This window comes from Methanobrevibacter filiformis, from assembly GCF_001639265.1.
Lineage (GTDB): Archaea > Methanobacteriota > Methanobacteria > Methanobacteriales > Methanobacteriaceae > Methanacia > Methanacia filiformis.
Genome location: NZ_LWMT01000288.1, coordinates 1 through 10,840, shown reverse-complemented (window position 1 = coordinate 10,840; position 10,840 = coordinate 1). Strand labels below are relative to the sequence as shown.

At 25.5% G+C, this 10,840-nt stretch carries 9 protein-coding genes; 4 read left to right on the top strand and 5 right to left on the bottom strand.

Annotated elements, in window-relative coordinates:
• Window positions 1-115: 115 nt before the first annotated feature.
• The gene (locus tag MBFIL_RS09790; RefSeq protein ID WP_066974010.1) at window positions 116-1,861 is read right to left on the bottom strand and encodes a type I restriction endonuclease subunit R; all 1,746 of its coding nucleotides are present in this window, start codon (window positions 1,859-1,861) and stop codon (window positions 116-118) included.
• Window positions 1,862-2,581: 720 nt separating this feature from the next.
• Between MBFIL_RS09790 and cbiM the strand changes: the two genes are divergently transcribed.
• The 3 genes from cbiM to cbiQ all read left to right on the top strand — a co-directional run bounded on the left by cbiM (window position 2,582) and on the right by cbiQ (window position 4,447).
• Window positions 2,582-3,211 (top strand): cobalt transporter CbiM, encoded by a 630-nt coding sequence (gene cbiM / locus MBFIL_RS09785; RefSeq protein WP_066974008.1) that lies wholly within the window; start codon window positions 2,582-2,584, stop codon window positions 3,209-3,211.
• Between the two features lies 1 nt (window position 3,212).
• Window positions 3,213-3,506: a PDGLE domain-containing protein gene (locus MBFIL_RS09780; protein ID WP_066974006.1), complete on the top strand. Its 294-nt coding sequence runs from the start codon at window positions 3,213-3,215 to the stop codon at window positions 3,504-3,506.
• A 149-nt stretch (window positions 3,507-3,655) separates the two neighbouring features.
• On the top strand, window positions 3,656-4,447 hold the full coding sequence (gene cbiQ / locus MBFIL_RS09775; protein ID WP_066974004.1) for a cobalt ECF transporter T component CbiQ: 792 nt from the start codon (window positions 3,656-3,658) through the stop codon (window positions 4,445-4,447).
• 63 nt (window positions 4,448-4,510) lie between these two features.
• Here cbiQ and MBFIL_RS11040 read toward each other — a convergent pair whose 3' ends face one another.
• Both MBFIL_RS11040 and MBFIL_RS09765 read right to left on the bottom strand, forming a co-directional pair.
• Entirely contained in the window at window positions 4,511-5,572 is a 1,062-nt protein-coding gene (locus tag MBFIL_RS11040) for a type II secretion system F family protein (protein ID WP_245637491.1), read from the bottom strand.
• A 172-nt stretch (window positions 5,573-5,744) separates the two neighbouring features.
• Window positions 5,745-7,175, bottom strand: a complete 1,431-nt coding sequence (locus MBFIL_RS09765) for a CpaF family protein (RefSeq protein WP_066974000.1) — start codon at window positions 7,173-7,175, stop codon at window positions 5,745-5,747.
• 353 nt (window positions 7,176-7,528) lie between these two features.
• Here MBFIL_RS09765 and MBFIL_RS09760 point away from each other — a divergent pair, with 353 nt between their 5' ends.
• Window positions 7,529-8,554, top strand: a complete 1,026-nt coding sequence (locus MBFIL_RS09760; protein WP_066973998.1) for an SAM-dependent methyltransferase — start codon at window positions 7,529-7,531, stop codon at window positions 8,552-8,554.
• 137 nt (window positions 8,555-8,691) lie between these two features.
• Here MBFIL_RS09760 and MBFIL_RS09755 read toward each other — a convergent pair whose 3' ends face one another.
• Entirely contained in the window at window positions 8,692-9,939 is a 1,248-nt protein-coding gene (locus MBFIL_RS09755; protein ID WP_066974013.1) for a tripartite tricarboxylate transporter permease, read from the bottom strand.
• Between the two features lie 279 nt (window positions 9,940-10,218).
• Window positions 10,219-10,488 carry an elongation factor 1-beta gene (locus MBFIL_RS09750; protein ID WP_066973996.1) on the bottom strand — a complete coding sequence of 90 codons (270 nt, stop codon included), beginning with the start codon at window positions 10,486-10,488 and terminating at the stop codon, window positions 10,219-10,221.
• Between the last annotated feature and the right edge of the window lie 352 nt (window positions 10,489-10,840).

The window sequence follows — 10,840 nt, the reverse complement described above, 5'->3', positions numbered from 1 at the left end:
GACACACAAGACTAACAATATCAAGAATAAAAAACATGCTAAAAGAAAAATAAGAATATAAACAAAAAACATCACAACATTACACACTACATATCTAACATGAAAAATCCTTAACTTAACAGCTGTGAGTTAAAAACATATTTACAACAAGTAAAATATCGATTTTGTTTTCTTTTGACTTTTTAGAAATATCTACATAGTACTCTTGAAATGTATCTGTAGAATAATTAGTTCCAAACATATCATTATAGTCTTTAATATGACTTTCTAAAGAATCTCTTGGATGTAATTTGTCAAAGTCTTCATTGTCCCCATAAGAATAGATTGTAGCTATTTTTAAATCATGATCCATATTTTTAAACATTCCATAATACTTATTTAATACTTCAATTGATGAAACAGCAAATATTGAAGTAAACTCACGATTATATGTTTTTGCATTATGATTTTTAATAATATAATCTGCAATTTTAGTTAATCTATCCTCTGATTCCATTAGTTCTTTCGTATCAATAGCTTCTACTTCAATATCATATTCAGATTTATTTTTATACTTACCAATATATTCTACCATAAACCCTAAAACATTATTATCAGCTATTGCATCTTTAATTAAGTAAGAATGTAATCTATCACCAAAGATGTCATAAGTTGTTCTTTTATTATTAGCATTAACTGAAAAAATAGGAGTTCCAGTGAAACCAAAATATTGAATATTTGTAAAATACTCTGTTATATTCTTATGCATATCACCAAACTGACTTCTATGACATTCATCAAACATTAAAATTAGTTTTTTATCTTTAACAATGTCTAAACCTTTTTCATGTTTTTTAACTGCTATATCTAACTTTTGAATAGTTGTTATTATAAGTTTGTTATGTCCTTTTAACTGTCTAATTAAAGATCTTGTGTTTTCTGTTCCATCTACTGAACCATCAGAAAAACTATTAAATTCTTTAGTTGTTTGATAATCTAAATCTTTTCTATCAACAATGAATATTACCTTATCAATTTTAGGTTCATTACATAAAATTTGTGCTACTTTAAATGAAGTTAAAGTCTTGCCACTACCTGTAGTATGCCAAACATAACCATTTTGCTTAGATTCTAATGCTTTATCTAAAATAGCTTCAACAGCATAATATTGATAAGCTCTAAGAACCATTAAAGACTTACTTGATTCATTTAACACCACATATCTTGCAATCATCTTAGAAATATGGCATTTTTCTAAAAAAATATCTGTGAATTCATCTAAACTAGAAATATTGTAATTATCCTGATTTTTCCAGAAAAAAGTATAATCAAAACTTAAATCCTTATTGTTAGCATAATATTTTGTATTTACACCATTACTAATTACAAAAATTTGAATATAATCAAAAAGTCCATGAAAAGAATGTGATCTATATCTTTTAATCTGATTAAAAGCTTTTTTAAGTTCAATCCCTCTTTTTTTAAGTTCAATTTGAACAAGTGGTAAGCCATTTATTAAAATTGTTACATCATAGCGATTTTCATACTTTCCTTTAATTGTAATTTGACTGGTAACTTGAAAAATATTTTTACACCAATCTTTACTATTAAAAAAATCAATGAAAATAGTTTCATCATCACGCTGGAGACGAAATTTGTCTCTAAATCTCTTAGATTTATCAAAGACATTTCCTCCTTCAAGATGAAGTAAAACTTTACTAAACTCTTCCTCTTCTAACTCAACTTTATTAAATTTTTCTAATTGTGTTTTAAAATTAGCTATTAAGTCTTGTTCATCAGAAATTTTAACATTCTCATATCCATTTTCAACTAATTTTTTTATTAAGTTTTCCTCTAACTTTGATTCACTTTGAGTAGTCATTATATCCTCTTTGAGCATATTTGTAACATTTCATTGATTTTATTATTAAAACAATGGATAAAAATGAGATTTCCATTTAATATCGATTTCTAGACTGAAATAATTCATATATTTATTTTTTATTAATTATACTTATATTTATCCTACTGCTCATGTTTTTTCAAATGAAAAAAGTAAAAATATGAAGCATTAAAGAAGTTTATTGAGATATTGTTAAGATATATCTAACTTTTATTAAGATTAGAGCTTAAAGATTTACTTAAAAAAGTATTACTTTTTCAGGGAAAAAATAAAGAAAAGTAATACAAAGTAAAGGTTTATATATGTTATATGCAAAAATAATTTAGTATACATGTTTTAATTTTGTTATTAATGAGACTAGAACAGTTAAAATATTCAAATAGTCAGTTTTAATTTAAAAAGTTAATACTCATTTATAAGTAAAAATTAGATTGAGTAATACTTTTTATAAATTCATAAAAGATGTATAAATTAATATTTGTACACTGATTTCGCAAAATAGAAAATTTTGCAAAATCTCCCATAAAGACCTAAATCAGTTTTTATGGCTTCAAAAGGATTTTGAAAAAATTTTTTATTTTTTCGAAATCAGTGTTAAATTTCAAATTTTATTCGAATTAATTCATTCATTTAAATGAAGTTAGCATATTTAAAAAGTTAGCATATTTAAATGATACTATTAAATAGGAGGCTAATTAAATGCACATACCCGATGGATTCATACCACTATGGCAATGTGTTATATATTATATTGTTGTAATAATAGTTGGATATTTTGCAGTTAAATGGGCAAAAGAAAACCTTGACGAGAGAAAAATACCTTTACTTGCTGTTTTAGCAGCAGGAATCTTTGCAATACAAGCAATGAACATACCTATTCCATGGGGAACAAGTGGACATATGGTTGGAGCTGCAATAGTAGCAATACTTCTTGGAAGCCCATTTGCAGGATTTTTAGTCTTAGCTATTGTTCTTATAATTCAAGGAATAGCTTTTGGTGATGGAGGATTAACAACACTTGGAGTGAATATATTTAACATGGGTATTGTTGGAGGATTTGTAGGATACTATGGATTCAAAGGACTTAAACCATTAATATCTAAGATTCCAGCAGTGTTTGTAGCAGCATTCTTATCTTTATTCATATCAGCTATTCTTTGTGTTGTAGAACTATATTTTGCAGGAACATTCCCATTAGCAACAGGATTCTACTTCATGGGACTGTACCATTTTGTAATCGGAATTGTTGGAGAAGGTTTAATAAGTACAATAGTATTTATAGCTATTAATAAAATCAGACCAGACTTAATAAGTAGTGGAGCTATTTAAAATGAATAGTAAAAATAAGAAATTCTTAGTTATTGGAATAATAATAGCTATTGTAATAGCAGCTCTTGCACCATTTTTAGCATCAAGTAATCCAGATGGACTTGAAAGTGCAACTGAAAAGCTAAATCCCCAAGCACTTGAAATAGAACCAGTTCACGAGTCACCAATGCCAGATTATATGATCCCCTCCTTTGGAGAATCTCCAATTTCAGGTTCAATAGCTATTATAATTGGAGTTATAATCGTTTTTGCACTAGCATATACTGCAGGAATAGTATTAAAAAGAAGAAATTAAGAAGAAATTAAAAATATAGATTGATATGGATAAAATACAGATTAATATAGATTAATATAGATTAATATAGATGAAATATAGATTGATATAGATAAAATATAGATTAATATAGATGAAATATAGCATTAAACAAATAAAGAAGGTAAAACATGAATATATCCATTAATACAATAGAACAAGAATCTTGTAAAAACAGTATTATTCACGATTTAGATGGTCGGATAAAACTTATCTTGACATTTATAGTTATAATCTACGCAGTATACACTACAGATCTCTTAGTTCTACTTTTAATGGAAATGTATTTAATTGCTTTAGTTTTACTTTCAAAAATATCCTTATCTTATTTTGCTAAAAGAATTTTAATGATTCTTCCATTTGGAGGATTTATAGCTATTTTCCAACCTTTTTTAAAAGCAGGAGCGGTTTTATACACCTTACCTTTTGGTTTAACAATTACTTATGAAGGTGTGGTTTTCGGTGCTTTACTTCTCTCTAGACTTATTATATGTTTATCCACAGTAGTTCTTCTTTCATCAGTAACACCCCTTGAATCAATTGTTAATTCAATGCGAAAACTTGGTTTTCCAAAAGAAATAGCTATGATTTTAAGTATGACAATTAGATATTTATTCCTTTTTTTTGATGAGCTTGAAAATATCCGTAATGCTCAAAAATCCAGATGTTTTAATATTTGGAACAAAAAAACTAGCTATTTATGGAGATTAAAACAAGTTGGTTACACAATCATGATGATATTTTTAAAATCTTTTGAAAAAGGTGAATTCGTCTATTTTAGTATGCTAGGACGAGGTTACACTGGGGAAGCTGTTGCTTATAATAAACAATCAAAAATAGTAAAATTAGATTACTTTATAATAATTTTAACTGTAGCTATTATCATACTTATTGAATTATTTCATCTAAATGGAATAATTTAATCTAATTTTATTGCCTAATTTTAATGTCTAATTTGAATGCCTAATTTTATTACCTATACATACCTATACATGTGGCTCCATTCTTTTTATCATGATTCCCATAAACACTACAATCATTGGGAAAAAGAAAATATATAATATTAAAATAACTGTACTTGGAATAACATCCCCAATTACTGTTGATGCAGCTATTACCATTATAAGTAATATCACTGGTGCTAAAATAGCTAAAAAAGTGTAAATCATCACAAATCCATTTAGTTTTTGAGAATATTCTTTTAAATTTATCCTAAAATCATAAGATATATCTTCTGCAATTATATTTAAAGTGTTTGAGAGATTTCCTCCAGTTCTAAGAGTCCCAATAATTTGATGTAGTGCTCTATTTAGTCCATCTGACTTGATTCTTTTTGACATATTCATTAAAGCATTTTCTGTTGTTTCTCCATGTCTAATTTCTTCTAAAACTCTTGAAAATTCTTTAGATAAATCTCCATAATCTGATTTAACTATAGATTTCATTGTATCATGTAATCCCTTACCTGATCTAAGTTCTGTTACCATTTGTCTTAATGCATAAGGTAGCTCTCTTGAAATATTTGAATCTACTTTTTGCTGTCTAATCTTTGGACTATACATTAATAAAAATACAGACATTAATATTATCAAAATTACTGTAATAGCTATTTCCAATCCCACAACCAAAAAACATACTGTGAAAATAATAGCTAAGAAACCTACAAACAAAGGAATTACAACTTTAAAATTTAAAGAATTTATAAAATCAGAATTTGAAACTTCATTTAAAAAATTAATATTTAATTTATTATTAATGCCACTATTATTACCATTATTACCAGAATTATTATTAAAAAGAGTATTATTTAATTTATTATTAATATTAGTATGGATAATACTATCAAATTTATTATCAATATTATTGAAATTATTAACATTTTCATGATTAATACCCTTGTTCCCTTCATTATCATTATTTTTGTCTTTTTTAATTAATTTAGCTATTTTGTAAGTTATATTTCCTTTAAAATCATTACCTTTATGATTATTATAGTCATTATAATTATTTTCATTATTTAAAAATTTTAAATTGATAATATTTAACACAAATTCTCCTAATTTTAGAAAGAAATAATTTATTAATTTAAATAAGTATTTGAGCATTTTATAACCTCCTTTTCCGTTTATTCATTCTTTTATTCGTTTCTTTTGTATATTTTGATTTTGGTTATAAATTTGGTTATAATTATAAATTATAATATTATAATTATAATTTTGATTATGATTGCAATTCTTGAATATACTCTATTAATTCATCTGGAACTAAATAGTATTGTTCAAACAATGTGTTTAATTCTTTATTTGAGTTTATATTGTTTTTAACCCCAAAATCTAAAATAAATTTTCTTTTTTGAATTTCTTCTTTAATTTCATCTATTGATATTCCTTTAAACTCTGATAAGTTCTTTAAGGTATTACTTGATATAGATATGTCTTCTATTTCATCAGTTTTAGGATTCCAGTTGAATATTTTATTTAATTGAATTGTGTCTTCTTCCATTCCAACAACTTCTGATACTTCACTTATTCGTCTAATTGATCCTCCATCTGGTCTATGTATCCTATTTTGCATTATTATTAAATCAATAGCTGAAATCATAATTTTAGGAACATCCATTGGATGATTTATTAATCTTGTAATCGTTTCTCTTGAATTATTTGCATGTAATGTTCCAAATCCTGAATGTCCTGTGTTTAATGCAGTAAATAAGGTTATAGCTTCAGACCCTCTTACTTCACCTACAATGATTCTATCTGGTCTCTGTCTTAATGAATTTTTAACTAAATCATCCATTGTTACTTCACCAGAATTTTCTATGTTTTTTGGTCTTGTTTCCATTTTTAATAGGTGTTTATGATATATTTGAAGTTCCAATGTATCTTCAATACTTATTATTCGCTCTCTCGGATTTATCATTGAACTTAAAGCATTCAATGTTGTTGTTTTACCAGAACTTGTACCTCCAGATATTATGATATTTGCAGGATTTACTCCAAGTCCATCAATGCAAACCCACAAAAATGAGGCTAAATCTGAATTTAATGTTTTTGATTTTATTAAATCCACAATAGATAAAGGTTCTTCATTGAATTTTCTTATTGTAATACTTGGTCCTTCTGCAGATATTGGAGGAATTGTTGCATTGACTCTTGATCCATCTGGAAGTCTAGCATCTAAAATTGGTGATTGTTGGTCTATCCTTCTATTAATCTGTCTAGCTATTGAATCAATAAGAGACATGATACTTTTTTCCTCTTTAAAATTTAAATTAGTCTCCATCATCCCATATTGTCTATGGTAAACAAATATTGGCTTATTAACTCCTATTACCATTATTTCCTCTAAATTATTATCTTTTATTAAAGGATCTATTTTACCATAACCAAATATCTCTTGATAAAAGCTATTTGCTAACTTATCAAGATAATTAGAGTCGATAGTTTCAAATCTGAATTTTAAAAAGTTTTTTATATTATCTAAAATATCATATTTATCTATTTTGAATTCCTGTTTTAAAGAAATAGCTTGATCAATTAAATTAGTTCTTAATTCTTCCAATAAATTTTTCTCTCTTTTTGAAAATTTTGGTCTAGCTATTTCATATAATGGAATAACACTTATTTCATTATTTTCATTATCTAATATCATAATAATACTGTCCTTATTTAAATTATACTACAATTATTTAATTTTACTTAATTTTACTTAATTTTACTTAATTTTACTTAATTTTAGTACATTAATATATTTAATTAAATTATTAATAACTTAATAATATATTTTATATTAAAGTTATTATTAATTATTATTAATTAATAAATAAATATTAATAAATATTACTATTTATATTCTTAGTATTACTATACCTACTACAAAAGAAGTATTATTGTTTCTAAATTTATTAATATTTTAATTAGTGTGTTTAGCTTAATCCAATAATTTATATTAATTTTTCTGAATATACTGGAAATATATAAAAACTTACAAGACAATTATTATATATGGAACTAAAATGTTCATGTAACAATGATTGCATTATCTCTTTAAAAAATATTGAGGAAAATTTAAAAAGGAATAAACCTTGTGATAGCTGTATCCATATTATACTTAAAAGATTTAAACCATTATCTGACCAATTATGTCTTAATACATTAAACAATGATTTTGGAAGATGTATTTGTGGAAATAGACCAGTAGATATAGTATTGGCACATACACTTAAAATTATGATAGATAATGAAATAGCTATTAAATCTCACACCCTTAAAAATGGTGCCATCCCATTATTTAGCCTACTTCAATCAGATAAATACACACACATTGGAAAAAACTCTTTGGTCATTTTACATCCTAATTTAGATAAAAAAACGGCTGAAAAAATAATAAATGAAGTATCTGAAGTAAAAGGTGTTTTAAAGGGAGACCCAAATGATTTAATAGGGATATTAGAAGAAGGAAGTAATTTAAACAATTACGAATTACTTGCAGGTTGTGATTTCAGAGCAGATATTCTTAGTACTCCTACTGGCAAAATAGCTATTAATAAACAGCAACACCAACTACATCTTGAGTTTTCAGCTTCTATGGAAAATAAAGTACTTAAATTAAATAATTATTTTAAAGGTGAGCATTTTAATAATGAAGAATTAAGTAAAATGAAATTATTAGATGCTACTTGTGGTTGTGGGTCTCTTGGATTGTTCTCTTTAAAGTATGGTTTTTCTCATGTAACTTTTAATGATATAAATCCCATAGCATGCGAGATGACTGCAATGAATCTTCAATCTAATGGTTTTCAAACAACACTCATAGATAGCAAAGAGGATGAATTTAATACTATTGCTTATGGAGATAATTTTGAAATATATAATTTATCTTTGGAAAAATTAACTGAAAAATTAATAGCTATTGAATCAAATACAAAAAAAGAATTTGATTATTGTATAATTGATAGCTTTCCTCAAGTAGATGATGAATACTTTAAGAAAATAGCTGAGAAAATAGCAGAAAAGATTATTGTAATTTAATTTTCTGCCAATAGCTTAATTTACATTGCTACTCCCTATTACTTCCTACTACTCCCTAATACTCCCTAATACTCCCTATTACTCCCTATTACTTCCTACTACTTCTATTACTCCCTTTTATTCCCCCATTATCTAAATTACATAAACATAGTAAAATATATTATCATTGCTGGAAGAATCAGAACCCCCATTAAATGAGACTTACCTACTCCAACATAATGTGGAAGCAATCCTAAACCAGTTGAAGTTAATAGTGTAAGAGTTAGATAAAGAATCGGTCCATTATATATGATTACAAATATGTACAAAATAGCAATCATTAATATAATAACTCCAATTGACATTTTTTTATAGTCAATTCCTTCCATTAATTTTGAAAAACTATCTCCTAATTTTAAGCACAAAACTAAAGACATTGAAACTGCAATAAGTGATGCGAATGAAAATACTAAGAGATGATTTACTGTAAATGTTTCTATGAAGTATGAAATATAAACAGCTATTCCACTACGAGGATTACCGATTAAGTATATACATACAAGGGAGAATAATGTATCTGAAGTATTAAGTCCACTTATAGATGTTAAAAAGTTTTTAGTATTGTCATTTTCACTACCACCACTTAATTCTTGAGCTATTACACTTCCTTGTGCTGGACCAAAGCCTGGAAGAAATCCAAGGATTGCTCCTGCTGTTCCTCCAGCAAATATTCCTTTTAACATATCTTTATCCAAGTGCAAGTCATAAAACTTATTCTGATGAGGAATTGAAGAATTATCATTTAAGCTAAAAAGTATTGTACTTATTCCAAAGAGTCCTGTGAACATACACATTAAAGATAATCCTGATGAAATAGGTGTTTGAAGCATGACCCATCCTAAAATTCCAGATAATATAAATAATAACCCTGACCAAAATAATGTTCTTTTATCTACACTAAATTTGTAAATTAAATAAACAGAAACTACAAGTAGAATTATCCAAGTATAAGGTTTTATAACTCCTTGAACTGGAGGTAAAACAATTGCAAAAATAGGTAAAAGTAATATTGTTACAATTATTGCTCCAAATCCTCCAATTGAAACAATCCTAATAGCTTCTTTTGATCTACCTTCTAAAACCATTTTATGTCCTGGAAGAATTGATAAAACAGTTCCTTCTTCAGGAACTCCCAATAACATTGAAGGTACAAATTCAATCATTGCATGTGCAATTGACATTGTTGTTAAAAAGACACATAAAAATTCTATCGATACAAACTCAAGTAAAAAAGTAGATGATGCAAAAACAATAGCTCCAGCTGTGTTAACATGTATACCAGGAACAAAACCTGTTATTGCACCACAAAGTATTCCTAAAAAGCAAGCGATTAAAAGTTCATAAATTTTAATCACTTCCTTAAAATTAATATATAAAAATATGAAATATTATACTAATATTCATATTTAATATTATTATTACTAATATTATTATTATTACTAATATTATTATTACTAATATTATTATTACTAATATTATTATTATTATTATTATTACTAATATTATTATTAATATTATTATTAATATTATTATTAATATTCTCACTATTTATATGAGCATATTATTAATTAAAACATAAAAGTTATTACTAAAATTTTAAAAAATATATGTAATTTTTAATTTAATTAGATTAATCGCCTAACATCAAGCACTTCAACAGTTTTAACACCGTCGATTCCTGCTAATTTTTGTTCAGCTTCTTCGGTTCCACCTTCTCCATCAGTAACAACAAACATTACTTTAAGAGCAACTAAACCAAAAGCTATTGGTTCATCTTCAATTTTATGAAGTTCAGTTCCTTCAGGCAGTGATTTTTCAATTTCTGCTTTTACTTTTTCTAAGTCCACATCAACATCATCAGGCATTATTTTTACAGTTGCAACTACATCTCCCATCAATATTCCTCCTTATTAAATTTTAACTAATTATTTAGCTATTTAAATTTATTACAGCATTTTAAATTATAAAATATTTTAGTTTGAAATTTCAAAATTACGATTATTTATTTTACACTTTTTTACTTATTTTTGATTTAATTTAATTTTTGATTTTTAGCTTGAACTTTTTAGTAATACTATTTTTAAAATCTGTAATATAATCATTTATATCTTACGTTTTTTAGAGGATGTTCCATAATTCTATAAGTCGTTTAAAATCTATTTAATTAATTTTTAAGCATTTTAATTAAATATATATTAAAACAAAGTTATTTTAATCATTTTTAAATATAACATGTTTTCATGATAT

Bases quoted from the DNA above. Each gene is read 5' to 3' on its own strand.
- MBFIL_RS09790 (WP_066974010.1), bottom strand. From the start codon at position 1,861: ATGACTACTCAAAGTGAATCAAAGTTAGAGGAAAACTTAATAAAAAAA.
- cbiM (WP_066974008.1), top strand. From the start codon at position 2,582: ATGCACATACCCGATGGATTCATACCACTATGGCAATGTGTTATATAT.
- MBFIL_RS09780 (WP_066974006.1), top strand. From the start codon at position 3,213: ATGAATAGTAAAAATAAGAAATTCTTAGTTATTGGAATAATAATAGCT.
- cbiQ (WP_066974004.1), top strand. From the start codon at position 3,656: ATGAATATATCCATTAATACAATAGAACAAGAATCTTGTAAAAACAGT.
- MBFIL_RS09765 (WP_066974000.1), bottom strand. From the start codon at position 7,175: ATGATATTAGATAATGAAAATAATGAAATAAGTGTTATTCCATTATAT.
- MBFIL_RS09760 (WP_066973998.1), top strand. From the start codon at position 7,529: ATGGAACTAAAATGTTCATGTAACAATGATTGCATTATCTCTTTAAAA.
- MBFIL_RS09750 (WP_066973996.1), bottom strand. From the start codon at position 10,488: ATGGGAGATGTAGTTGCAACTGTAAAAATAATGCCTGATGATGTTGAT.